The following is a 26,986-nucleotide window of genomic DNA, read 5'->3' as shown; positions in this document are numbered from 1 at the left end:
GTGGAACCCGTCATCGATCAACAGGGGGACGATGGACGTCTTTCGGGTACATCGACAACTGATCGATGACTACCGCTCGTTCACCACGAGCGCGGTAGAACCGTTCGACCCGAGAGTCCACCAGCACGTCCAGGATGAGCTAGCCGAAGGTAAGCAGTGGCCGGAGCCCTGGATCTCGCTCAACCCGATGTTCGCCACCGGCGGGTCGGTCGATGATTTGGTCCGGGAAGGACTGCTGCAAGCGGAGTGCGCGAAGATCTTCCGGCCGAAGAACCACATCGACGATCCGGGCGCCCAGACCATCACGTTGCATCGACACCAGCGCGAGGCAGTGGAAACTGCGCGGTCGGGCAAGAGTTATGTCCTGACCACCGGCACCGGGTCCGGCAAGTCACTGGCGTACATCGTCCCGATTGTCGACCGGGTTCTGTCGCAGCCGCGTGAGGCCGGCGTCAAGGCGTTCATCGTGTATCCGATGAACGCCTTGGCCAACAGCCAGGTCGGCGAACTGGAGAAGTTCCTTCGGTTCGGCTATGGCGAAGGCAACGAGCCGGTGACCTTCGCCAGGTACACCGGACAGGAGGAAGGGGAGCGGCGCGAGGCGATTCTGCGTAACCCGCCCGACATCCTGCTGACGAACTACGTCATGTTGGAGCTGATGCTCACTCGGCCCGAAGAGCGGCGCAGACTCGTCGACGCGGCCAGGGGGCTGCAATTCCTCGTGCTTGACGAACTGCATACCTACCGCGGCCGCCAGGGCGCCGACGTGGCGATGCTGGTTCGGCGCGTGCGGGACGCGTGTCAATCGCCGGATCTTCAGTGTGTCGGTACATCGGCGACAATGGCCAGCGAGGGATCGACCGCCGCCCAGCGGCGAGTCGTGGCGCAGGTCGCATCGAACCTGTTCGGTACGGAAGTCACCCCGGAGCGGGTGATCGGGGAGACGCTGGACAGAGCCACCAACGGCGAACCATCCGACATCGACGGGCTCCGCCACGAGGTGCGTCGAGGGGGAGCCGCCGGCACCTACCAGGCATTGGCGAACTCGCCGCTGGCGACGTGGATCGAGTCTAAGTTCGGCCTAGCCGCAGAGAAGGAGACGGGCCGGATCATCCGCGAAGAGCCGGTGAAGGTCCGCGACGCCGCGGCCCGTCTGGCGTCAGATACCGGAACCACCGTCGATGAGTGCGAGCAGGCGATCCGGGCGACACTGCTAGCCGGATCGTCGGCGCGGCGCCCCGATACCGGCAGGCCGCTGTTCGCATTCCGGTTGCACCAGTTCTTGTCCAAGGGCGACACCGTGTATGTCTCGATCGAGGACGAAGCACGGCGACACATCACATCGCGGTACCAGGTGACGGTGCCCGACAGGCCCGGCGACCTGCTGATGCCATTGGCCTTCTGCCGCGAGTGCGGACAGGAGTATCTGGTCGTCGCCAGATCAACCGAAGGGTCGGCCGTTTCATACCGACCGAGGCGCGACCGAGACGCCAGCGGCGGTGATCAAGCCAATGGTTACCTATACATCTCCAGTCCGCAGCCGTGGCCCGTCGACCCTGTTCCCGAGGGACGACTGCCGGACTCCTGGCTCTCAGACGGTGATGTCCTCGAGCGCCGCCGCCCTTACCTTCCGCGCCGCGTCCATGTCGACACCACCGGCGCAGAGGTCACGGCGGGCGGCGTCGAAGCGGCTTTCGTACCAGCGCCTTTCCGCTTCTGCCTGCGGTGCAAGGTCTCTTATGAACAAGCGCGCGGCAATGACTTCGCCAAGCTGGCAACGCTGGATGCTGAAGGTCGGAGCTCGGCTGTCTCAGTTGTCAGTACGTCAATTGTGCGTGCCCTCAACGCGATTCCCGATGACGAATTGAGCGCGTCGAGTCGTAAGTTGCTCACCTTCGTCGACAATCGCCAGGACGCCAGTTTGCAGGCCGGCCATTTCAATGATTTCGTGCAGATGACGCAGTTGCGCGGCGCATTGAGCAAGGCCGTGCAGGCCGACTCCCTGCTTCACGACAGTGTCGCCGAACGGGTGGTCGAGAGCTTGGGTATACCGTTCGCCGACTACGCTGCCAACCCCGAGGCCGTCTACGGTGCACGGAGTTCGGCCGAACGCGCCTTCAAGGAGTTCATCGAATACCGCCTCTACGCCGACCTGCAACGCGGCTGGCGGGTGACGATGCCTAACCTGGAGCAGACGGGGCTACTGCGCATCGGCTACGAGTCACTGTCCGAGATCGCCGCTGACGACAACCTCTGGTCGTCCACATACCGACCGTTGCGCGACGCGGCAGCGGGCCGACGAGAAGAACTGTGCCGCATCGTCCTTGACGAGTTTCGTCGAGAACTCGCGGTCGACGTCGAGTGTCTCACCGACGACGGATTCGACCGGCTGAAACGACAGTCGGACCAACATCTCCGGGGCCTGTGGTCGATCCCGCCGCGCGAGCCGCGGCCGCAACCCGGCGTGGTGTCGACGCAGTCAGGCGCGCCTGGGCGTCCCCGTTCGGAAGTTCGACTGACCGGCCGTTCGGCCCTCGGACGGTTCATTCGCGAGGCCAGCGGCCTGACATTGTCGGGTGATCCACTCGACATCGCCGACGCGCAGAAGGTCATCGAAGACATTCTGGCCACCCTCGCCCGCGCTGGTCTGCTCACCCACGTGGACATTCCCCGGACGGCCGGGCCGAATTATCGGTTGAAGGCCTCGGCGGTCATCTGGACGGCGGGCGACGGGTCCTCGGGTGCACCCGATCCGCTGCGCAAGGGTTTCGATCCGGACCAGGGGACGAGGGTGAACCCGTTTTTCTTGAGCCTCTACCGCAACATCGCACCGCAGCTAGGCGGCATGTACGCCCGTGAGCACACCGCGCAGGTGTCGGCCACCGACCGTGAAGACCGCGAAAAGGATTTCCGCCAAGGGATTCTCAAACTGTTGTACTGCTCACCGACGATGGAACTCGGCGTCGATATCGCCAGTCTCAACGCGGTGGCGATGCGCAATGTTCCGCCCACGCCGGCCAATTACGCGCAGCGCAGCGGACGCGCGGGACGCTCCGGTCAGCCGGCGTTGGTGACCACGTACTGCGCGACCGGCAACGCACATGACCAGTACTACTTCCGCCGCTCGGCCGACATGGTCGCCGGAGCCGTCGCCCCACCCCGGCTGGACCTCACCAACGAGGCGTTGCTGGCCTCGCACCTGCATGCGTTGTGGCTGTCGGAGACCGGAGCGAACCTGCGCTCACGCATGCCGGAGTTGCTCGACATCACTCAAGCCGACATGCCGGTGACATCCGACCTTCTCAAGGCGTTGGCGAACCCGGACGCGGCCCGTCGCGCAACTGAACGCGCCCGCCAGCTCATCGGTCCGCTGCAGGATGAATTGCATGCCACAGCGTGGTGGCACGACGAGTGGTCCGATTCGGTCATTGCGGGAGCCGCCGAGGGGTTCGACCGCGCTTGTGACCGATGGCGTCAGCTCTACCAGTCGGCGCTCGACGATCAACAGGAGCAGAACCGGATCGTGTTGGACAGCGCGGTGAATCGGCGAGCGCGCGACGCCGCCGAGGCCCGACGTCGCGAAGCCGAGGGCCAATTGCGACTACTGCGCAATGAAGACACCGACCGCATGCACTCCGACTTCTACACCTATCGGTACTTCGCTTCTGAGGGCTTCCTGCCGGGCTATAGCTTCCCGCGACTGCCGCTGGCCGCCTACATCCCCGGTGTGCGGGCGTCGGCGGGGCGCGGTGACGGTGGCGACTACCTGCAGCGACCACGGTTTCTGGCCATCAGCGAGTTCGGACCCGGCGCCATCATCTACCACGAAGGCGCACGGTACGTCGTCAAGCGCGTTCAGGTGCCAATGACCGCAGGCGGGATCGGCACCGTGGAGACCCAGGATGCCTTCCGGTGCGAGTCGTGTGGCTATCACCACGTGCGCCGACCCGGCCTGGACATGTGCGAACACTGCGGTGCCGCGCTGACCTCGCTGCAATACGGGCTGATGCGTATGCAGACGGTATTCACCCGCCGCCGCGAACGAATCTCCAGCGACGAGGAAGAGCGCCGCCGCGCAGGCTTCGAACTGCACACGTCCTATCGGTTCAGCCAGCACGGCCCGCGGACAGGCAGACTCGACGCGAAATTCGAATCCGCAAACGGATCAGACACTTTGGCTGAACTCAGCTACGGCGACACTGCGACGGTCCGAGTCACCAACGTCGGTCGGCGCCGGCGCAAGCGTCCCAACGAGCTGGGCTACTGGCTGGACACCGTGAAGGGAGAATGGCTGTCCGAAAAGGACGCCGCCGACACCACGCCGCAGGACGACGCGCTTGAAGATGCCGCCGACGCGCCGACGAAGTCTAAGGTCATCCCCTACGTCGAGGACACCCGCAATATTCTTGTTCTGCGGCTCGCGCGGCCAGTCAGTGAGGAGACCGCCGTCAGCCTGCGCTATGCGTTGGAAAGGGGAATCGAAGCGCAGTTCCAGCTGGAGGACTCCGAACTGTCCAGTGAGGCGCTGCCCGATCCCGAGAGCCGGGCACGCATGCTGTTCACCGAATCCGCAGAAGGCGGCGCAGGGGTACTGCGTCGGCTGCACTCCGAACACGACGCACTGGCGGCCGCGGCCCGCAAAGCCCTCGATATCGCCCATTTCAAAGCGGACGGCACCGATAGCGGATCCGCCGAGGGTTCACGCGAACGATGCGAGAAAGCTTGCTACGACTGCCTGCTGTCCTACAGCAATCAGACTGATCACCTGCTGATCGACCGGCACGCCGTGAGGGATCTGCTCATGGCACTCGCCGACGGCGCGGCCTCGCCGAAGGTGGAGACAGCCGGCTCCGACCGCATCGAACAGCTCCGTGGGTTGATCGAGTCGCCGCTGGAACGAGAATTCCTCGATCTGCTAGTCGAGCACGACTTCGCACTGCCCGACGGGATTCGAGAAGTCATCGGCGCCAACGGAATTCGCGCAGACTTCGTGTACCACGCCGAGGGTGCGGGCCTCGCGGTGTTCCTGGAGGAGCAGACGCCCGCCGACGTCGCGGACGTCGAGGAGCAGTTGATGGACATCGGATGGTCGGCTCTGCGCCTGCGCGCGGGTGACGACTGGGTCAGTTCCATGCGCAAGCACACCTACGCATTCGGTGAAGGAAGGTAGCGAACACGATGGCTTTCGCCCCGGGAAATCTGGTAACCGCCCGCGGTCGCGAGTGGGTCGTGCTGCCCGAGAGCACCGACGACTTCTTGGTCCTTCGCCCGCTCGGCGGGGTCGACGACGACGTCGCTGGAGTGCTCATCAGTGAAGGAGTCACCGCGGCGACCTTCCCACCACCAGTGGTTGACGATCTCGGCGATCACCTGAGCGCATCGATGCTTCGCAGCGCGCTGCGAATCGGATTCCGTTCCACTGCGGGGCCGTTCCGGTGCCTGGCTTCCATCGCGGTGGAACCGCGCGCGTACCAGATGGTGCCGCTGATGATGGCGTTGCGCCAGAACGTCGTCCGACTGCTGATCGCCGACGACGTCGGTATCGGCAAGACCATCGAAGCCGGTCTCATTGCCGCTGAACTGCTGACGGTTGGCGATGCTCGCGGCCTGGGTGTCCTGTGCAGCGCGGCCCTGGCGGAACAGTGGCAGGGCGAACTGCGCGAAAAATTCGGTCTCGAAGCCGAACTCGTGCTTCCCAGCACGGTGCGGCGTCTCGAACGCGGCCTCGTGGGTGCCGAGTCCATCTTCGAGCGGTATCCGGTCACGGTGATCTCGACCGATTTCATCAAGAGTGCTCGGCGACGACACGAGTTCTTGCGTACCTGCCCAGACTTGGTGATCGTCGACGAAGTCCACACATGTATCGCCGACTCCACATCGTCGGGCTCGGGGCGCACCCAACGATATGAACTCATCCGGGATCTCGCCGCGGACCAAGACCGCCACCTGATCCTGGCGAGCGCAACCCCGCACAGCGGTAAGGAAGAAGCATTCCGCAACTTGCTCGGTCTGCTGGACCAGGAACTAGCAACCGTGGACCTGGAAGACCGGCGCGGCAGAGAACACCTGGCCCGCCATTTCGTTCAGCGTCGCCGCGCCGACATTCGCCGCTACCTCGACGAGGACACGCCGTTCCCCAAGGACCGGCTCACCAGCGAGATTCCCTACACCTTGAGCCCCGAATACCGGGCTCTGTTCGACAAGGTGCTCGACTTCGCGCGAGAGACCGTACGCAGCGGTGACGGCGGAGTAGCGCGGCGCGTCAATTGGTGGTCGGCACTGGCCTTGCTTCGAGCCCTGGCATCCTCACCGCGGGCAGCGACGCAGACACTGCGCACCCGAGCAGCATCCGCGGCCGCCGGGTCTGAGGAGGAGGCCGACGCGATCGGCCGAGCCGTGGTCCTCGACCGCGCTGACGATGAAGCACTTGATGCGGCCGACGTCACCCCAGGCGCCGACCCCGGCGAGAGTTCCCAGAATCCCAAGGTGCGACGACTCCGCGGCTTTCTATCCGAGGCCCAAAAGCTCGAAGGCAAGCCCGATAAAAAGATCGCCGCACTCATCAAGGCGGTCAAGGAGGTCCAAGCGCAGGACTGCGATCCAATCGTCTTCTGCCGCTTCATCGATACCGCCGAATACGTCGCGGAACAACTCTCGGCAGCGCTCGGCAAGAACGTGACTGTGCGTGCCGTAACCGGAACACTCCCACCCGACGAACGAGTCGCCCGAATCACCGAACTCGCCGAAACCGCGGGACGGCACGTCCTAATCGCCACCGACTGCCTGTCGGAAGGCGTCAACCTGCAGGAAAACTTCCAGGCCGTCATTCACTATGACTTGGCTTGGAATCCCACCCGCCACGAACAACGGGAAGGCAGAGTTGACCGGTTTGGCCAGCGCGCCAAGACAGTCCGCGCCGCGACGCTATATGGTCGCGACAACCAGATCGACGGCATTGTGCTCGACGTGCTGCTGCGCAAACACGAAGCCATCCGCAAAGCAACCGGCGTGTCTGTCCCCGTACCCGACAACACCGACGCCGTGGTGGAAGCCCTCATGGAAGGCCTGCTGCTGCGCGGGCGCGATCCCGAACAACTCGGTCTCGAACTGGACATTCAACAAAAGCAGGACGCCCTCTACACGCACTGGGACTCGGCTGCCGAACGCGAGAAGGTCGCCTTGACCAAGTACGCCCAGCACGGCATCAAACCCGAGGAGGTCGCCGAAGAACTACGGGAATCCCGCGAGGCGCTGGGGACCAACCCCGAGGTCCACGAGTTCGTAAAACACGCATTGAAATCACTCCGGTCGACCTGCACCACCACCGACTCTGGCTTCACCGCCACACTGACGCCGCTGCCGCTCGGCCTGCGCGACGCGATCCCTCCCAGCCGCAAAGAACCCTTACCGTTCAACACCGACCTGCCAGTGGCTCGTGGCGAAGCTGTGCTCAATCGCACCGACACAACCGTCGAAGCGATCGCGAACTACGTGCTGGAATCTGCGCTCGACAGCCAATTGCCGCCCGACCAACGACCGGCTCGGCGCTGCGCGGTGGTCCGAACCACGGCAATCTCCACGCGCACCACGTTGCTCTTGGTGCGATATCGATTCCATCTCACCCTGCCCTCCCGCACCGGGACTCGCGAACTGGTCGCCGAGGACCTCGCCACCCTGGCATTCGAAGGCGCTCCCGCACAAGCGACTTGGCTCGAACCCGCCGAAGCGGTGGCGCTTCTGAACGCGACCCCCTCAGGCAATGTACCCGAGGCCCAGGCGCAGACCTTCCTCACCAGGAGCCTCGACAACCTGGACGAGATCAGCGACCACCTCGAACGCCATGGCGAATCGTTGGCGCAACGACTACTCGAATCGCATCACCGCGTACGCCAAGCATCCGCCGACATTGTCCGTGGCCTGAAGGTCACCGTTGAGCCGGCAGCTGACATCCTGGGTGTCTTCGTGTTCGTGCCGCCCGCGGGAGGCACCCAATGAGCCATGGCCCGACGTCCCTCGTCGGCGTCCGCATTCAGGGCGGACTCCTGCCCGCGGACCTGGTGTCCAGGATTGCCACCGGCGCTGACGTCGCGGGACTCAGGTCCGACGACTTCCACCTGCCCGCAGGCGAATCCGTGCGCGATGCCGCAAACCGGGTCTGGGCCTACCTGCGCGGAGCGTGGACGACATACCGGCAGGCGCTAGGGAAATTGCCTGACAACGATCCGGCCACGTCGTTGACCCGTGAACGATTCACACTCGTGCTGCTCGAACAACTCGGATACGGCCGAGTACCCACCACCGGAAAAGGCGGCATCACCGTCGCCGACCAGAACTTCCCCGTCTCCCACGAATGGGGCTGTGTCCCCATCCATCTGCTCGGTCGAATTCCGTTGGATACCCGCACCAAGGGCGCCGCTGGGGCCGCCGGCGCTTCTCCGCAGTCCATGGTTCAGGAGCTTCTCAACCGCTCCGACGAGCACCTCTGGGCGATCCTGGTCAACAGCACGACGCTGCGTCTGCTACGGGATTCGACCTCGCTGGTCGGGTCGGCGTACGTCGAATTCGACGTCGATGCCATCTTCGACGGCGACTTGTTCGCTGACTTCCTTCTGCTCTACACGCTGTGCCATGTCTCGCGTGTCGAACCGCGGGACACTGAAATCGGTGCGGCATCTTGCTGGCTCGAACAATGGCGCCAGGACGCCGTCGAGTCAGGCTCACGAGCTCTGAATCTGTTGCGCGACGGTGTCATCGAGGCACTCCAAACACTCGGCGTCGGGTTCCTCACTCACCCTTCCAACACCGCGCTAAGGGACGACCTGGCTGAACGACGGTTGGCGGTGGACGATGTCCACCATGCGCTGCTCCGAGTGGTCTACCGGCTGCTGTTCACGTTCGTCGCCGAAGACCGTGGTGCTCTGCTCAACCCGAAATCAACCCCACAGGCGCGCGAGCGGTACCTCACGTACTTCTCGACCGACCGCCTCCGGCGGACCTCGCGGCGACGCCACGGCGGACGTTACGGAGACAAATGGGAAGCGCTGACGTTGGTATGGCGCGCGCTCGGCAGCGTCGACGGCCTTCCCGAACTCGGCATACCTGGTATCGGCGGAGTGTTCGAGAGCGGCGAACTCGACTTCCTCACCTACTGCTCGCTGAGCAACCAGGCCCTGCAATCGGCAGTCCGATCGCTGTCGGTTGTCCGTGAGCCCAGATCGGGCGTGCTTCGTGTAGTCGACTATCGCAACCTCGGCGCCGAAGAGCTCGGCAGCATCTACGAAGCCCTGCTGGAGTTCGTGCCACGCTGGGACCCCGCGACCAAGGTGTACGAACTGTCCATCGTATCGGGAAATCAGCGCAAGGACACCGGCTCGTACTACACGCCGACCTCGCTGGTCGAGTCCCTTCTGGATACCGCGCTCGAACCGGTTCTCGATGAGGCAGAGAAAAGCACTGAGCCGCTCGAGGCGCTGCTCCGGGTCACTGTGTGCGACCCAGCTTGTGGCAGTGGCCATTTCCTGGTCGGCGCAGCACGTCGGATCGCCAAGCGAGTGGCGGCACTGCGCACAGGAGACCCCGAACCCGCACCGGAGGTCGTCCGCTCCGCGATGCGGGAGGTCACGGGAAGATGCATCTACGGGGTCGACGTTAACCCTTTGGCCGCCGAGCTCGCCAAAGTCTCACTCTGGATGGAAGCCCTTGAGCCGGGACGGCCATTGACGTTCCTAGACGCGCAGATCAAAGTGGGCAACGCGCTCGTCGGTACGACGCCGTCTCTAATAGCTGGCGGATTGCCCGACGACGCCTTCAGGCCCATCGAGGGTGACGACAGAAGCATCGCTAGAGCGTTGGCCAGACAGAACAGAGCCGAGCGCAGCGCCCAGGACAGCCTGTTCGATATCGACGTCGTGGCTGCCAACACCGAATTGGGCGAGAGCATTCACAACGTCGTAGCCCTACCCGCTCTATCGCTGGCCGACATTCACGTCCAGCAGCAGCGTCTGCGTGCCTACGCCGACTCCGAGGATTATCGGCGGCAACGGCTGGCAGCCGACGCCTGGTGCGCAGCATTCGTGTGGCCCAAGGCCTCCGGCGCACCGACAGCCATCACCCACGGGACCATCGTTGAATTGGCCGAGGGGCGCGACGGCCTCAGTGAGCGTAGCCGCGCCGAAGTCACGCGGTTGGCCGCCCAGTACCGGTTCTTTCACTGGCACTTGGAGTTTCCACACATCTTTCCGACGACCGCGACAGGCGACGACACCGTCAATCCCTCCACCGGCTGGGCAGGCGGGTTTTCCGCGGTGATCGGAAACCCTCCGTGGGAGCGGGTCAAGCTCCAAGCGCAGGAGTTCTTCGCCGCACGGGACCCCGAGATCGCACAGGCTCCCAACGCAGCTGCCCGGAAGCGACTCATCGCGAAGCTTCCTGAAACGAATCCCGCGTTGGACGAGCTTTTTGCCGCGGAAAAACGGCGTGCGGAGGGCATCTCGCACCTGTTGCGGACGTCAGGTCGTTACCCGCTGGCCGGCCGTGGCGATATCAACACCTACGCGGTGTTCGCAGAATCGAACCGAAACCTTCTCGGCGGTCACGGAAGACTCGGCGCGATCTTGCCCTTGGGCATCGCGACGGATGCCACCACCCAGTACTACTTCAAAGATCTCGTGGAGAAAGCGGCGTTGGTGAGCCTGTTTGCCTTCTTTGAGATCAGAAAGTTCTTCATCGGTACCGATGACCGCAATCCGTTCTGCCTAATAACAATTGGCGGAAGGAACACGCACCAGGGTGCCGCATCGTTTGCCTTCCACCTTCAGTCAACGTTAGAGCTCCTACGCGCGGAACGAGTTTACGAACTCACGCCGGAAGAGATCACGCTGCTGAACCCGAACACAGGAACCTGTCCGGTTTTCCGGACCCGGCGCGATGCGGAGATCACCCTCGGCATCTACAAGCGGGTGCCTGTGCTGATTCGCAATGGTGACCCCGACGGAAACCCCTGGGGCATCTCGTTCATGACGATGTTTCACATGTCGAACGACTCACACCTCTTCCATACCCGCGATGAGCTGGAAGCTGACGGATGGGTGCTGAACGGCAACGTATTCAAGCGCGGCGAAGGGCGGATGCTGCCGCTGTACGAAGCCAAGATGATCCATCTCTACGACACGCGCTGGGCCACTTACGAACGCGATGGCACCACGCGCCGAATGAGTGACACGGAGAAGGCTGAGGGGATACCGCCAATCCCGCGTTACTGGGTCGCAGAAAGGGAAGTCAATGCGAAACTTGCCGGAAGCTGGAACAAGTCGGGGTTCCTGGGATGGCGTTGGGTTGCTCGATCAACCGATGAACGAACGTTCATCGCTAGCCTGATTCCCAGAGTTGGTGCGGGTAATAGTCTTCCACTGGCCATATCCGACGGTGCGCGCTCCGGGCTAGCGGGTGCATGGTCATCTTTCGCACTTGACTTCATCGCACGGCAGAAGCTAGGTGGAACAAACATGACTTTTGGGACGGTCCAACAGCTAGCGGTGCCACCGCCCGGTGCCGGTCTCGCCAGCGTCCACTCTGAGTGGGTCGATTCGAGATTTGACCGCCTTAACGCCTGGATTACTGATCCCGATGAACGCATGCGGATTCGCGCAGAGCTTGACGCTTACTACTTTCGCTTGTATGGCCTGAATCACGACGAGGTTGCGTATGTCATGGAAACCTTTCCGATCGTCAAACGCAAAGACATAGCTGCACATGGTGAATACCGCACTAAACGCATGATTCTGGAGATATACGACGGGATGGCCGAAGCGGAGGAACTCGGGGTGCCGTATGTATCACCGTTCGATGAAGTGAGTGCATCATGACGTGTAGGGGAGCAGCGCGATGACCGAGCTAGAGGTCGGGACTTTCGCTCGCGAGGCCGCAATTGGGGTCGAGAGAATCGGTCGGCGGCAGATTGATTCGGGCCTCGGCAAGGACGATTCGCTCCTTACGCCGGGGCACGCGGTCTGGACCATGGCGAATCTCGATGAACTCACCAGGGAGTACGTCGATCGACCTGACGCCGGTCCCGGTGGCTTCTTCGAGAAGCTGGAGCACCAGCTGGCTGGCACGTCGCCGGCCGCTGTGCAGCTTTTCGCCGAGCTCCTCATTTTGAACACTCTTCCCATCACGAATCTCGGCGGCACGCTGAAGGTGAAACAGGTGGAGAACGTCCTCAACATGAGCCGCGCCCCGGTCACGCTGCCGGATGACGTTGAGGCCGCACTGCTGGGCGGTGGAGTGTTCAACGGCGGTCAGGCGTTCACCACCTACCGGTGGGCGCAGATCGTGTACCTCATTCAGTTCGCCCGCCACTTCAAATCGCTGCCTGAACAGCGCCAAGTCGACGCATTAGCCGAACCGCTGATCTTCCGTGAAGAAGTCAACGCTGTTCCGACCGGCCAAGCAGCCCAACGGCAATCGTTGCTGTACTTGGCATTCCCGCACTTTTATCTGCCTATCGTGAATATCGACCACCGGACGGCACTTCGCGACGGACTCGCCGGAAAGTACCTCGCCGCTCCGTCCGGCGACCTCGACACCGACATTGCCCAGATCTATGAAGCGATCACCGAGGCCGAGGGTGGCCACGTCGACCTCTACGCGAAGCCGTGGATAGAGCGTTGGTTGAAGACACCCGGGCCTGCCGTGCAGCACGCATGGAAGATTCACGGGTCCAACGTCAAAGGCCAAGACATGGTGCCGATCTGGCGGCGCAAGCAGTCGGTGTCGCTGGCGGCGAGCCTGCTACGGCGGATTGATGTTGATGTCATGCGCGATGAACTCAAAGAGTTCGTCGAAACGGATTATGGCTCCTCGGGCTATGCCGCTCGTCAAGAAAAGTTCGACGAGTTCCTTGCGTTCCTGGAGCGTATGCACCCCGGCGATCTGATCGTCACGGTGAGTCAGGGTGCTGTCCACTTTGGCTCCGTCACCGGTCCCGCTGAGTTCGTCGCGAGTAGCGACGGCCGATCCAACCTGCGCCGGCCGGTGAAGTGGTTCGATCATCCATGCCCGTGGGGCGATCTACCCGACGATATCGCCGGGCGTCTAAGTGCGCAGGGCGAGGTTCTGGACTTGAGCCAACACCTGGAGACGCTTACCGCGTTGGCGGAGCGTCGCCCACAAGGGCCACAGTCCGAAGCAGTTCATCTGCCAGATGCCACGAGCGGATTGGCGGAACGGCTCCACGTCGGCGTCGACTGGCTGCAGGACTGCATCGACCTCCTCCGGGAACGTCGCCAACTCATCTTTTATGGACCACCAGGCACTGGAAAGACCTACATTGCAAGGGAACTCGCCAGCTATCTCACCGACAAATCGAACGTGAAGCTGGTCCAGTTCCACCCGGCTTACTCCTACGAAGACTTCTTCGAGGGTTTCCGGCCACAAGGCGAGGCTACCGGGCAGATCGGGTTCACATTGAAGGCCGGCCCGCTCCGATCACTGGTCGACAAAGCCGCCGACAACCCTGCTGCCGCATACGTTCTGATCATCGACGAGATTAACCGCGGCAACCTGGCGAAAATTTTTGGAGAGCTCTACTTCCTGTTGGAGTATCGAGACCAAACGATCGACCTGATGTATTCGTCGGACAGTTCCGAGCCTTTCTCACTCCCGAAGAACATCTTCGTAATCGGCACCATGAATACTGCGGACCGTTCCATTGCCCTCGTGGATGGCGCACTGCGGCGCCGATTCGCGTTTCTGCCACTACACCCGTCCGAGGAACCCACCCGCGGGATCCTCCGGAGCTGGCTGGCCTCCAAAGGCCACCCGAGCAGACTGGCCGATTTGCATGAGGAACTGAACTCGCGCATTGCCGACGCCGACTTCAAGATTGGTCCGTCGTACTTCATGCGCGACGGGATCGCCCATGACCCCACGGGTAAAGCCCTGGAGCTCATGTGGCGCACCGACATCCTGCCGCTGCTTGAGGAGCACCATTTCGGCGATCGCAACGTCGACGTCCGCGCCCGATACGGGCTGGACGTGCTTAAGAAGAGTATCTCTGCGAAAGCTGCTGCGGCACTTGAGGTCGATGCCGAATCGAGTGACGATGCTGGAACCGCTGGTTCTAACTGAGGGCGGAGCGCCCCAGACGGTCAGGCTGTCAGTCACGGAGTACCGCGCGTTGGCCGATCTGGGCATAGCGGTGGTCACCCCGACGCTGGACGATGGCCTGTTCGACGTGACCCCGGGTCGAAAGATCGGTGCCGTCACCGTTGGCGGGCGCCAGCTCGTGATTCGGCCGAAGATCACCGACTTGAACCGTCTGCTGTTCTTGCTCGGGTACGCACAGAACCCGCAGATATGGCGCGACGACCCAGTGGCGCTCGAAGCCGCCGACGATCTGCTGCCCGCTGTCGCTGAGCCTTTCGCGCGTCTTGCGTCCCGCGCAGTCGAACAAGGACTACTGCAGGGATACCGAACGATCACCGACACGCTGCCGGTGCTGCGCGGCCGCATCCTGGCCGGCGAGCAGATGAACCGGCTGTATGGGCTGCCGGTTCCAATCGCGGTCGAATATGACGACTTCACGGTGGACATCGCCGAGAACCAACTCCTGGCGTTGGCCACGCTGCGATTGTTGACCGTCCCGCGTGTCAGCGAGCCCGCGCGCAAGCAGTTGCAGCGCCTTCGTCGCGCACTGGCTGAAGTCTCGGTACCCGCTCGCGGCACCCAAGTTCCGCGATGGCAGCCGAGTCGGCTCAATGCCCGCTACGAGCCGGCACTGCGTCTGGCGGAGATCGTCTTGGCCGCTGAGTCTTTCGATCACCACCTCGGCGACGTCACCGTGACCGGTTACATGTTCGACATGTGGCGCATCTTCGAGGACTTCGTCACAGTCGCCCTGCGCGAATCTTTCACGGAGCGCGGCTGGCACTGCGAGACGCAGGCCGCACTGTTTCTGGACGATGAGCAGCAGGTGGACATGCGCGCGGACCTCCTGTGCCGCCGGCACGGGTCACCGGCGGCGGTGGTCGATGCCAAGTACAAAGCCGAACGCCCTGAAGGCTTTCCGAACGCCGATCTCTATCAAATGCTGGCGTACTGCACGGTTCTCGGACTCGGGGAGGGGCACCTCGTCTACGCGAAGGGCAACGAGCCGGTGAGCATCCATACCGTCCAGAACGCTGGGGTGACAATCCGCTGCCACGCGCTGGACTTGGCAGTGGAGCCGGTTGATCTGCTCCGGCAGGTTGACAGCCTTGCACGCACGATGACCCCTATCCAGGTACTCGAGCTCAACTGTTGAGGAGGGTTGACCATTGGCAGAAAGAACGGGCGCTCGGCTCGATACCGTCGACATCGCGGATGGCTCCGGATGGCAGGTCGAGTCAACGGACGAAGCTGACGTGTTCACCAAGGGCGCCGTCACGATCGAAGTCCGCTACTCGGCGAACGACGCCGTCGAGAGCGCGATAAGGCGCGCCGCGAACGGTGACGTCGAAAGGATCGGGGAGCACGCGGCCGCGAAGGTCGACCAAGTTCGATCATGGCTGACCGGTCGGAACGACTATCAAGAGCAAGCCGAGGCGGACATCACTACAGGTCCGACCGCTGCACGATCTCAGCTCTACTGGGAATTCTGGCTACAGTTTCGTGACCGAGTGGCCACCGAACACCCCGACTGGAAGGCGCGAGCAGGCACGTCGAGAACCTCGCCGAATGCCACCCTCCCCGCCGGTACGCCCCGGACCATATTTTGTTCGGCTTTTAAACCCGGGCCCCTGCGTCTAGAGCTGGCATTCGTAGATCCCGACCCGGCGGTCAACCTAGCTCGCTTTGAAGCCTTGCAAGCAAAGAAGGACCAGCTAGAACGCGCGTTTGGAGAGAGCGTGGTGTGGGACGAGATGGCGGGCAAAAATGACACTCGCGTGTACGTTGTGTCGCCGTTCGAAAGCATCGATGATCGCGATCAATGGCCAACGATGATGGATTGGCTCATTGAACAGCATGTCCGCTTCAAACGAGCCATTGAAGCAGTAGGGGGTCTAGACGTCGGGCGGACGATTCGTGGGTATTGACAATTCCTCATCCAGGGCCGACCAGACTCAGTCGAGATTTACGGTCTACCTTTGCGGCCCAACTGTGTAGGAGGAGGCACCCATTGGCAGAAGGAACTGGCGCTCGACTGGATACCGTCGACATCGCGGATGGCTCCGGATGGCAGGTCGAGTCAACGGACGAAGCTGACGTCTTCACCAAGGGCGCCGTCACCATCGAAGTCCGATACTCGGCGAACGACGCCGTCGAGAGCGCGGTAAAGCGCGCCGCGAACGGTGACGTCGAAAGGATCACGAACGCAAAGCACGACGTGCTGCGAGCTTGGCTGGCGGGTCGAGTGCCGGTCTCGGCAGAGATTCCAAAGCCGGTCCATTCCGATGAATCCCGAGTGCCAAAGCTTCGCTGGAGCCGCGAGAACTGGCTACACAAGCCGACACAAGAAGTAGCGGACAACAGCGATCCCCGAGTCCCCAGGACCGTCGATGCGGCGAAGAAACAAAGCAAGATTTGGTACTTGATAGGAAGCCAGGCGAATGTCGACGGCGGCTGCTACCGCCGCGAGATGGATATGAATACGGCAGCGGCGGGGGAGCCAACCTACACGGCAACATGGAATCCGATAAATGGCCCTGCCGAATTGCTGACCCGGGGGACCGGCGGTCAGGCCTATTGGGCATGTGTCCGCCACTACCAAGCGAACTACAGCGCGTGAATTGCCGTTGCGCTTGAATGCACGACGCCAAGCCCGTCACGTCACTTCGATGAGCGGCCCGCTTGTGGCTGGACTGGAGCGACATCAGCCTGCCGTTCGCCGATCATCGGTGCGCCCCGACACGCATCTTGTCGGGGACAAAGCCCGCCCAGGTTTTGCCTACACTTTCTCGTGATGAAGGGTGATTGCGGGTCATCTGCTGTGATGGATACGTGCAGCTCAGCCCGTACATGGCGCCCAGAATGCAGGTATGGATAGGGTTCAGATCCCTCCGCCACACTGTCTAGCTGATGCCCTAATAGGGCGAGAACGGCGTCGCTATTCTGCGGCCGGCCGAAACGCCGACGTAGTATTCGCCGCGACGCCTGGTGCGAAGCTTGGCCCCGACGTGCACACCCGCGTATTCGCCGCCGGGGCCGACGCGGCCGACACGAATCGTCTTGCCAAGGCTTCCTCGCACATATCGGGGACGGCGGCGATCTATCTTGCGTCTGATCCGCTTGACTCGGGTGCTACCAGTCGATGCGAAGCGGCCCCGCTTGTCGCGCTTATAGGTACGTCGTTTGGCCATCAGGTGCTCGCAACAAAAATCCAGGCGGGAGGCGGTGGACCCGTCTCCGTTTCTCGGCGATAATGCCAGCCCATTCGCAGCACCTCACATCGTGATCTCGCTTTTATCAAGTCTACCGGCGAGCTGCACCAAAATCATTGAATTACAGGACGTGTCACCCATTAATGCTGCTTGCTAATCCAAGGAACCCATCGTCCATTGGTTCTGAAGCACCATCAAATAAGCTTGAGAACAATTTCAGAGTTTTTTCTTGTCCACGTCGTCACTGTCGTATCGCGGTCTCATCCCTAGCCAGGCCCGAAACTGATTGGGAACGGCACTACCGGCCAGCCGCGGGCGATGCAACCCGGGCTGAGTTCTGCGGACCATTTTTTTGGTTACCCCAGCCGCCATCACGTCGGGATGGGCGGCCCACCGATCGGTGAACGTTTGGTCCGACCATACGGCGTGCCCACGTGCCTTCAGCCATTCCTCGAGCATCTTCTGCACGTCCGTACTCATCATGTGAGCAGCGGGATCGAAGACGATCATCTCCAAACGAAATGAGTGCAACAGATCCGCGCCAGCCCGCCATTCCCGCAGAGCGTTGGCTACCTCGGCCGGCGGTTCGCCCATGACCCGTCCATCCTGGTACCACCTCACGGCACCAGCCACCAACCACGCCAGCACCGCTTCGTGCTGCTTGTCCAGACCGTGTTTGATCCGGTCCCGTAGGCCGGGGTCGCCACGCTTGTCGAGACCGGTCACGAGTTCCTCATGTGACTTGCGGTAGCAGAATGGGAATTCCAGTGCCATCAGTCGACGCCAGGTGCCGTGATCGGACTCGTCCACCCGAGGCCAGTAGTTCGTCGTCACGATCACCGTGTGGGTGGCTTCCCACGACACCGTGTCTTTTCCGCAGTACCGGGCCGACAGAACCGGCGTGCCGCATATCGTCTTAAGCCGCTTGACGTTCAGGTGGCCCAGTTCCGGCAGTTCCTCCATGATCGCCAGCCGCGCCTCGCGAAGCGTCATGATTTCGGTGGGATGGTCGCTGGGCCGCGCCAGCAGTGCTCGGTCGGGCAACATCACCGCGTAATCGGAGCCGATTGCCTTCAGAATCCCGGTTATGAGTGTGGTCTTGCCGTTCTCTCCGGTTCCTTTCAGTAACAACAGCACGTCGTCCGGCGTGGGGTGGCCGGTCAGGCCCTGCCCGAGCCGCAGCGCAAGCCATTCGCGTGCTTGCTCCGGTACGGCTTCCAGTGCCTGCGTCCAGTCCGAATGCTCTGCGCTGCCGTCGTATTCAGTTGGGCACAGCTTGGTGAGCAGCAGATCGGGGTCGTGCCGGGAAACCGAGCCGTCCCGTAGGTCCAATACACCGTTGGCGACGTTGAGCAAATCGGGGTGGGCATCCCACCTATGATCCGGCTTGTTCAGGTAGCCCTTGGACAATTTCACGATGACCGAAATCCGATTGGCGGAAAGCAATCCGAACGTCTTATCCAACTGGTCTTGTGTGATGGCACCGGTGGCATACAGTTGCAGGGCCTCGCCGTGAAACTCAAGCACCGCTTGCCGCACGGCTTCCGTCACGATGGGTTCACCCACGCCCGACCAGCGCCTGCCGTCGTAGTGCATCCATCCCAGGCCACCGGAATGCCGGAACCGGGCTTTGAGGTATCGCTCTGCGATGTACTCGCTGATACGGGCATCATCGAACCTGGGCCAATTCGGCGGTCCGACAAGCGATTGTCTGTCATCGCCCGGTGGTTTGTCTTTCACCAGCGCATGCAGTTCGGCGATGGTGTGCCCGTCTACCAGATAGTCGTCCAGTCCGACCTTGGCGTCATCGTTGTCGGGCAGGTGCAAGTACTCGACACGGGCACCCTTGATTTTCAGCCAGTCCGCGAACTCACGTAGCGCCCTGCGCACTTGCGGTTTGCGTGACGCGTCGCTGTCGAACGCCAGAATCACCCGCCGACCGTTCAGTGCGATGTCATGCCAGTCCGGTAGTGCCGTCTTGCCACCGGAACCGTTGGTTCCCAGCCAGCCGTAGACGCCGTTGATCGACACGATGCACAGTCCACGGATCGCACCGCAGTCGGCCTTCTTTGTGCCTTCGGTGACCCACAACTCAACGCCGGGATCGGGCAGCCAGTCACCCACACCGGGCGGCACGTCAATGACGTTCGACTGACCGGTGGGTATCTCGTATTTCGCCGGTTTGCCTTTGCGTAGTCGCGGGTTGTCGGGGCGGTATTGCCAGCCCGCCTCGGAACCGTCAGCGTGCAGCAGTGGAAACATCAGACCCGGAACGAGGTGGTGCGCGGCTTTGGCAAGGCCCAGCGCTTTCAGCGACGTAGTGTTTTCGATGGTCTCGTAGCCCCGTTGCGCTGCGAATACTGGGTCTATGCCGCTCTTGGCCAGCTGGTCGAGATGGGTGGGGTCGAGTCTTCCGTTCGTCGTCATCGCCTGTTGTCGATGTCGATTGTTGCCGCCTCGAGTTCGTGAATATCGAAGCGGTACAAGCGCCCACCAGGGGAGCGATGCGCTTTGATTTTCCCGGCAGCCAGCCAGTTCCGAATTGTGTTCGGATGAACACCGTAAAATTCGGCAATTTCGTTAGTGGACAAATAACGTCGGGGAGGCGTAGAAGTAGCGGGCATCGCGAAGGGACCTTTTCGAGTGGATGTACGAAATCAACACTTGTGGTCCGCGCTCGCTTGGTGGGCCTGGCGCACTCCGAGTCATATGCCCTTCGCGCTACCGACATTACTCTTGTTGGGCCCTGAATACCACTCTTGTTATTCGCGAATGCGTGCGGTGACCTGCGCGCCGGCTAGCGAAACCTTCGGGACACGCCGGGGGAGGGCATCGAGGGTAAGTTGGGGGTAGGCCATTCCCATGTGGGGTAAGATGCCTGGTAGAAAGGGTGCCCCCGGCAGGATTCGAACCTGCGGCCTTCTGCTCCGGAGGCAGACGCTCTATCCCCTGAGCTACGGGGGCGCACCGACATACCTGTTGCGCCATGGGGCTTTCGAACAAGCACGGACAGACTAACGCATCGCGGTGGCCGCCCCGCCACCGCAATGGATTCGGGGCGCGGGCACCCCAGCCAATAGGATGGACGCTCGTGACCCCCGCTGACCTGGCTGAGCTGCTCAAAACCACCGCCGCCGCGGTGCTGGCCGAGCGCGGGCTGGATGCTGCCGCGCTGCCGCAGACGGTCACCGTGGAGCGCCCCCGCAATCCCGAGCACGGCGATTACGCCAGCAACCTGGCGCTGCAGCTGGGCAAGAAGGTCGGCGCCAACCCCCGCGAGCTGGCCGGATGGCTCGCCGAGGCGCTCGCCCAGGCCGACGGCATTGCGTCGGCGGAGGTGGCCGGACCCGGATTCATCAACCTGCGCCTCGAGGCGTCGGCGCAAGCCGTCGTGGTCAACAACGTCATCGACGCCGGCGACCGCTTCGGTCACTCCGACGCGCTGGCCGGCCGCAACATCAACCTGGAATTCGTTTCGGCCAACCCGACCGGACCGATCCACATCGGTGGCACCCGCTGGGCCGCCGTGGGCGACGCGCTGGGCCGACTGCTGTCCACCCAAGGCGCCGACGTGGTGCGCGAATACTATTTCAACGACCACGGCGCCCAGATCGATCGGTTCGCCAGCTCACTGGTCGCCGCGGCCAAGGGCGAGCCCACCCCGGAAGACGGGTACGCCGGCGCCTACATCAACGACATCGCCACCCAGGTGTTGCAGAAGGCGCCCGACGCGCTGAGCCAGCCCGACGCCGAGATGCGCGAGACCTTCCGCGAAATCGGTGTCGACCTGATGTTCACCCACATCAAGGAGTCGTTGCACGAGTTCGGCACCGACTTCGACGTCTACACCCACGAAGACTCGATGCACACCAAGGGCCTGGTCGAGGAAGCCATCGGCAGGCTGCGCGAGACGGGCAACATCTACGAGAAGGACGGCGCAACGTGGTTGCGCACCAGTGCCTTTGGCGACGACAAGGACCGCGTCGTCATCAAGAGCGACGGCAAGCCCGCCTACATCGCCGGTGACATCGCCTACTACCTGGACAAGCGGCAGCGCGGCTTCGACCTGGCCATCTACATGCTGGGGGCCGACCACCACGGCTACATCGCCCGGCTCAAGGCCGTGGCGGCCGCGTTCGGCGACGACCCGGCCACAGTCGAGGTGCTCATCGGTCAGATGGTCAATCTGGTCCGCGACGGCCAGCCGGTCCGGATGAGCAAGCGGGCCGGAACGGTGATCACGCTGGACGACCTCGTCGAGGCCATCGGCGTCGACGCCGCGCGCTACAGCCTGATCCGTTCCTCGGTGGACACCCCCATCGACATCGACCTCGCCCTGTGGTCGTCGGCGTCCAACGAAAACCCGGTCTATTACGTGCAATACGCGCATGCCCGGCTCTCGGCGCTGGCCCGCAACGCCGCCGAGCTCGCCCTGATCCCCGACACCGGGCACCTCGAGCTGCTCAGCCACGACAAGGAGGGGACGCTGCTGCGCACCCTCGGCGAATTCCCGCGGGTGCTCAGCACTGCGGCGACGCTACGCGAACCCCACCGGGTATGCCGGTACCTGGAAGACCTCGCCGGCGACTACCACCGGTTCTACGACGCGTGCCGGGTCTTGCCGCAGGGCGACGAGCAACCGACCGATCTGCACACCGCGCGCCTGGCGCTGTGCCAGGCGACCCGCCAGGTGATCGCCAACGGCCTGGCGATACTGGGCGTCACCGCTCCGGAGCGAATGTGAACGTTCACCCCGCCGGACCTCGGCACGCCGAAGAGGCCCGTCACGCCGAAAGCCCGCTGCGGCCGCAGTCCCCCGAGGAGTTGCTGCTGCTGGCGCCGAATGTGTGGCCGCGCAACGTCGCTCGCGACGAAGCCGGAGTCGCCAGCATCGCGGGCGTCACGGTGACCGACCTCGCCCAGGAATACGGGACCCCGCTGTTCGTCATCGATGAGGACGACTTCCGGTCCCGCTGCCGTGAGATCGCGTCGGCCTTCGGCGGTGGCAAGAACGTGCATTATGCCGCGAAGGCGTTCCTGTGCAGCGAGATTGCGCGCTGGATCGACGAAGAAGGCCTGTCCCTCGACGTCTGCACCGGTGGCGAGCTGGCCGTCGCGCTGCACGCCAACTTCCCGCCCGAGCGGATCACCTTCCACGGCAACAACAAATCTGTCGCCGAGCTGACGGCCGCGGTCAAAGCCGGTGTCGGCCATGTCGTGTTGGACTCGACGGTCGAGATCGAGCGCCTCGAGGCCATCGCGGGGGAGGCGGGCATCGTCCAAGATGTCTTCGTCCGCCTCACCGTCGGTGTCGAGGCGCACACCCATGAGTTCATCTCCACCGCGCACGAGGACCAGAAGTTCGGGTTGTCGTTGGCCAGCGGCGCGGCCCTGGACGCCGTCGGCAAGGTATTCGAGACCCGGCACCTGCGACTGGTGGGCCTGCATAGTCACATCGGTTCGCAGATCTTCGACGTCGCCGGCTTCGAACTCGCCGCACGCCGGGTCATCGGTCTGCTACACCAGGCCGTCGAGCAATTCGGTGTCGAGAAGACCGCGCAGATCTCCACGGTGGATCTGGGTGGCGGACTGGGCATCTCCTATCTCGCCGCCGACGATCCGCCGCCGATGGGCGAGTTGGCCGCGAAGCTGAGCGAGATCGTGCGCAACGAGTCGGCGGCCGTCGGGCTGCCCACCCCGCGGCTGGTGGTCGAGCCGGGGCGGGCCATCGCCGGGCCAGGCACCATCACGCTCTACGAGGTGGGCACCGTCAAGGATGTCGACGTGAGCGCCACCGCGCACCGGCGCTACGTCAGCGTCGATGGCGGCATGAGCGACAACATCCGCACCGCGCTCTATGACGCGCAGTACGACGCCCGGCTGGTCTCGCGGCTCAGCGATGCACCAGCCGAGCTGGCTCGTGTCGTCGGAAAGCATTGTGAGAGCGGAGATATCGTGGTGCGCGACACCTGGGTGCCGGGAGATCTGCGCCCGGGCGACCTGATCGGGGTCGCCGCCACCGGTGCCTACTGTTATTCATTGTCGAGTCGTTACAACATGATCTGCCGCCCCGCCGTCGTCGCGGTGCGCGACGGGCGCACCCGTCTGGTCCTGCGTCGTGAGACGGTCGACGATCTATTGAGTCTGGAAGTGAGGTGAACTGTGCCCCGTGACGAAAAGCCGGTCGGTGTAGCGGTACTCGGATTGGGCAACGTCGGCAGCGAAGTTGTCCGAATCATCGAGGACAGCGCTGATGACCTCGCCGCTCGTGTCGGCGCACCCGTGGTGTTGCGCGGCGTCGGAGTGCGCCGCGTCGCCGAGGACCGCGGTGTCCCCGTCGAGCTGCTCACCGACGACATCGAAGCGCTCGCCGCGCGCGACGACGTCGACATCGTCGTGGAACTGATGGGGCCGGTGGAGCCGTCCCGCAAGGCCATCCTGTGCGCCCTCGAGCACGGTAAATCGGTCGTCACGGCGAACAAGGCGCTCTTGGCGACCTCCACCGGCGAGCTGGCGCAGGCCGCCGAAAGTGCGCATGTCGACCTGTATTTCGAGGCGGCCGTCGCGGGCGCGATTCCGGTCATCCGTCCGCTGACGCAGTCGCTGGCCGGCGACACGGTGTTGCGGGTCGCCGGGATCGTCAACGGCACCACCAACTACATCTTGTCCGCGATGGACAGCACCGGCGCCGACTACGACACCGCGCTGGCCGAAGCCGGCGCGCTGGGTTACGCCGAGGCCGACCCCACCGCCGATGTCGAGGGCTACGACGCCGCAGCCAAGGCGGCGATCCTGGCGTCCATCGCATTCCACACCCGGGTGACCGCAGACGACGTCTACCGCGAGGGCATCACCAAAGTCACCCCGGCCGACTTCGAATCGGCCCGGGCCTTGGGGTGCACCATCAAGCTGCTGTCCATCTGTGAGCGCATCACAACCGATGGCCAGGAGCGGGTTTCGGCGCGCGTCTATCCCGCACTCGTGCCGTTGTCACACCCGCTGGCGACGGTCAACGGCGCCTTCAACGCGGTGGTGGTCGAGGCCAAGGCCTCCGGCCGGCTGATGTTCTACGGTCAGGGCGCCGGCGGCGCGCCGACCGCGTCCGCGGTGGCCGGTGACATGGTGATGGCCGCGCGCAACCGCGTGCTGGGCAGCCGCGGGCCGAGGGAATCCAAGTATGCCCAACTCGCCATTGCCCCAATGGGTGTCATCTCGACCCGCTATTACGTCAGCATGAACGTCGCCGACAAGCCCGGCGTGCTGTCTTCGGTGGCGGCCGAATTCGCCACGCGCGAGGTCAGCATCGCCGAGGTTCGTCAGGAAGGCGTCTCGGACGAAGACGGGCGACGGGTCGGGGCCCGCATCGTCGTGGTCACGCACAGCGCCACGGATGCCGCGCTGTCCGAAACCGTGGACGCACTGGCCGATTTGGACGTCGTGCAGAGCGTCACCAGCGTGCTGCGACTGGAAGGGACCACCCTATGACCGCCCCGCGCACCGCCGTCCACAAGCCGTGGCCCGGTCTCATCGAGGCGTACCGGGACCGGTTGCCGGTGGGCGACGACTGGACCCCGGTCACCCTGCACGAGGGCGGCACCCCGCTGATCGCGGCGAGCCGCATCTCGGAAAAGACCGGCTGCAGCGTTCATCTCAAGGTCGAGGGCCTCAATCCCACCGGCTCGTTCAAAGACCGGGGCATGACGATGGCCGTCACCGATGCGCTGGCGCGCGGCCAGCAGGCGGTGCTGTGCGCGTCGACCGGAAACACCTCGGCGTCGGCGGCGGCCTACGCGGCGCGCGCCGGCATCACCTGTGCGGTGCTGATACCGCAGGGCAAGATCGCGATGGGCAAGCTGGCGCAGGCGGTCATGCACGGCGCCAAGATCATCCAGATCGACGGCAACTTCGACGACTGCCTGGAGTTGGCCCGCAAGATGGCCGCCGACTTTCCGACCATCGCGCTGGTCAACTCGGTCAACCCGGTGCGCATCGAGGGCCAGAAGACCGCGGCGTTCGAGATCGTCGATGCGCTGGGAACCGCGCCCGACGTGCACGCCCTGCCGGTCGGCAACGCGGGCAACATCACCGCATATTGGAAGGGATACACCGAGTATCACCACGAGGGCCTGATCGAGAAGCTGCCGCGCATGCTGGGCACCCAGGCGGCCGGTGCGGCCCCGCTGGTGCACGGCGCCCCGGTCAGGAACCCGGAGACCATCGCGACCGCGATCCGCATCGGCGCGCCGGCGTCGTGGACGGCGGCCGTTGACGCGCAGCAGCAATCGAACGGCCGCTTCCTGGCCGCGACCGACGAAGAGATCCTGGCCGCCTACCACCTGGTGGCCGAGTCCGAAGGCGTCTTCGTCGAACCCGCCTCCGCGGCCAGCATCGCGGGACTGCTCAAGGCCGTCGACGACGGCTGGGTGGCCCGCGGGTCGACGGTCGTGTGCACCGTGACCGGCAACGGACTCAAGGACCCCGACACCGCGCTGCGGGACATGCCGACCGTGACCCCGCTGCCGGTGGACCCGGTCCTCGTGGTCGAAAAGCTGGGGCTGGCCTAGTGGTGATCGCAAGCGCGGCGATCGCAAGCGCGAAAGGCTGTTGATGACCGCGATGCTGCCCGCCGGGCTGGTGGCCAGCGCCGTGGTTTCGGCGTCCAGCGCCAATCTTGGCCCCGGCTTTGACAGCATCGGTCTGGCGCTGAGCCTGTACGACGAAATCATCGTCGAGACAACCGATTCCGGCCTGGTCGTGCTGGTCGAGGGCGAAGGTGCGGGCCAGCTGCCGGTGGGTCCCGAACATCTGGTGGTGCGCGCGCTGGAGTGCGGCCTGCGGGCAGCGGGGGTTCGCGCCCCGGGCCTGGCGGTGCGCTGCCGTAACGCCATCCCGCATTCGCGCGGCCTCGGCTCGTCGGCAGCGGCGGTGGTCGGCGGCCTGGCGGCCGCAAACGGCCTTGTCGCACAAACGGATTGGACGCCCCTCAGCGCAACCCAACTGATCCAGCTGTCCTCGGAGTTCGAGGGTCATCCCGACAACGCCGCGGCCGCCGTGTTGGGCGGCGCGGTCGTCTCGTGGGTTGATCGCAGCGGCGATCGTCCCCGGTACGCGGCGGTGCCGTTGCGGCTACACCCCGATATCCACCTGTACTCCGCGATTCCTGAGGAACGCTCGCTCACCGCCGAGACGCGCGTGCTGCTGCCCCCGCAGGTCAGCCACGAGGACGCGCGCTTCAACGTCAGTCGCACCGCGCTACTGGTAGTCGCGCTCACCGAACGCCCGGACCTGCTGATGGCGGCCACCGAAGATGTGCTGCACCAACCGCAGCGCGCACCGGCCATGCCGGCCTCGGCGGAATATTTGCGCCTGCTGCGGCGTCATAAGGTGGCAGCGACGCTTTCCGGGGCTGGGCCCTCGCTGATCGCGTTAACCACAGAGGCAGAGCTGCCCCCGGAAGTGGCGGAGTACGGCGAGGCCAACGGGTTTGCCATCGCTGAGATGGCCACTGGCGAACCAGTTCGCTGGAGTCCCGGAGTCACCGTCGTCGGTTGATCCACGGCGTGGCCGGAGGGTTTGCTTGCTTCCGGCAAGGATGGGGGCTATCCTCGGACGCGTCCAGCAATCGCAGC

The 26,986-nt window shown here is 63.8% G+C and carries 14 protein-coding genes and 1 tRNA gene; 12 read left to right on the top strand and 3 right to left on the bottom strand.

Features of this window, described 5'->3' with window-relative positions; genetic code table 11:
• Nucleotides 1-31: 31 nt before the first annotated feature.
• The 7 genes from A5708_RS04210 to A5708_RS26620 all read left to right on the top strand — a co-directional run bounded on the left by A5708_RS04210 (nt 32) and on the right by A5708_RS26620 (nt 16,765).
• Nucleotides 32-5,170, top strand: coding sequence for a DEAD/DEAH box helicase (locus A5708_RS04210; protein ID WP_065027412.1), 5,139 nt, complete (start codon nt 32-34; stop codon nt 5,168-5,170).
• Nucleotides 5,171-5,178: 8 nt separating this feature from the next.
• Nucleotides 5,179-7,995, top strand: coding sequence for a helicase-related protein (locus tag A5708_RS04205; RefSeq protein ID WP_065027411.1), 2,817 nt, complete (start codon nt 5,179-5,181; stop codon nt 7,993-7,995).
• A complete protein-coding gene (locus A5708_RS04200; protein WP_065027410.1) occupies nt 7,992-11,864 on the top strand; it encodes an Eco57I restriction-modification methylase domain-containing protein in 3,873 nt (1,290 codons plus the stop codon). Before A5708_RS04205 ends, A5708_RS04200 begins: the two co-directional genes overlap by 4 nt.
• 19 nt (nt 11,865-11,883) lie before the next feature.
• Nucleotides 11,884-14,127, top strand: a complete 2,244-nt coding sequence (locus A5708_RS04195; protein ID WP_065027409.1) for an AAA family ATPase — start codon at nt 11,884-11,886, stop codon at nt 14,125-14,127.
• 49 nt (nt 14,128-14,176) lie between these two features.
• A complete protein-coding gene (locus A5708_RS04190) occupies nt 14,177-15,301 on the top strand; it encodes an McrC family protein (RefSeq protein ID WP_231117806.1) in 1,125 nt (374 codons plus the stop codon).
• A 13-nt stretch (nt 15,302-15,314) separates the two neighbouring features.
• The gene (locus tag A5708_RS04185) at nt 15,315-16,073 is read left to right on the top strand and encodes a DUF4268 domain-containing protein (protein WP_065027407.1); all 759 of its coding nucleotides are present in this window, start codon (nt 15,315-15,317) and stop codon (nt 16,071-16,073) included.
• An 83-nt stretch (nt 16,074-16,156) separates the two neighbouring features.
• Entirely contained in the window at nt 16,157-16,765 is a 609-nt protein-coding gene (locus A5708_RS26620) for a hypothetical protein (protein WP_155765882.1), read from the top strand.
• 808 nt (nt 16,766-17,573) lie between these two features.
• On the opposite strand, the gene A5708_RS04180 is transcribed toward A5708_RS26620, so the two are convergent.
• The 3 genes from A5708_RS04180 to A5708_RS04175 all read right to left on the bottom strand — a co-directional run bounded on the left by A5708_RS04180 (nt 17,574) and on the right by A5708_RS04175 (nt 20,321).
• The gene (locus A5708_RS04180) at nt 17,574-19,784 is read right to left on the bottom strand and encodes a phage/plasmid primase, P4 family (protein ID WP_065027406.1); all 2,211 of its coding nucleotides are present in this window, start codon (nt 19,782-19,784) and stop codon (nt 17,574-17,576) included.
• Nucleotides 19,781-19,981 carry a helix-turn-helix domain-containing protein gene (locus A5708_RS27920; protein ID WP_081292811.1) on the bottom strand — a complete coding sequence of 67 codons (201 nt, stop codon included), beginning with the start codon at nt 19,979-19,981 and terminating at the stop codon, nt 19,781-19,783. Before A5708_RS27920 ends, A5708_RS04180 begins: the two co-directional genes overlap by 4 nt.
• Nucleotides 19,982-20,248: 267 nt before the next feature.
• Nucleotides 20,249-20,321 (bottom strand) — tRNA-Arg (locus A5708_RS04175).
• Nucleotides 20,322-20,448: 127 nt separating this feature from the next.
• Here A5708_RS04175 and argS point away from each other — a divergent pair.
• The 5 genes from argS to thrB are packed head-to-tail and all read left to right on the top strand — an operon-like array spanning nt 20,449 to nt 26,909.
• Nucleotides 20,449-22,101, top strand: coding sequence for an arginine--tRNA ligase (argS, locus tag A5708_RS04170; protein ID WP_065027405.1), 1,653 nt, complete (start codon nt 20,449-20,451; stop codon nt 22,099-22,101).
• Nucleotides 22,098-23,516, top strand: coding sequence for a diaminopimelate decarboxylase (gene lysA / locus A5708_RS04165; protein WP_065027404.1), 1,419 nt, complete (start codon nt 22,098-22,100; stop codon nt 23,514-23,516). Before argS ends, lysA begins: the two co-directional genes overlap by 4 nt.
• A 3-nt stretch (nt 23,517-23,519) precedes the next feature.
• Nucleotides 23,520-24,842 carry a homoserine dehydrogenase gene (locus A5708_RS04160; protein WP_065027403.1) on the top strand — a complete coding sequence of 441 codons (1,323 nt, stop codon included), beginning with the start codon at nt 23,520-23,522 and terminating at the stop codon, nt 24,840-24,842.
• The gene (thrC, locus tag A5708_RS04155; RefSeq protein ID WP_065027402.1) at nt 24,839-25,921 is read left to right on the top strand and encodes a threonine synthase; all 1,083 of its coding nucleotides are present in this window, start codon (nt 24,839-24,841) and stop codon (nt 25,919-25,921) included. The genes A5708_RS04160 and thrC overlap by 4 nt, the downstream gene beginning before the upstream one ends.
• A gap of 43 nt (nt 25,922-25,964) precedes the next feature.
• Entirely contained in the window at nt 25,965-26,909 is a 945-nt protein-coding gene (thrB, locus tag A5708_RS04150; protein WP_419538299.1) for a homoserine kinase, read from the top strand.
• Nucleotides 26,910-26,986: the final 77 nt, after the last annotated feature.

This window comes from Mycobacterium colombiense, from assembly GCF_001672755.1.
GTDB lineage: Bacteria > Actinomycetota > Actinomycetes > Mycobacteriales > Mycobacteriaceae > Mycobacterium > Mycobacterium colombiense_C.
This window is presented reverse-complemented; position numbering and strand designations above follow the sequence as displayed.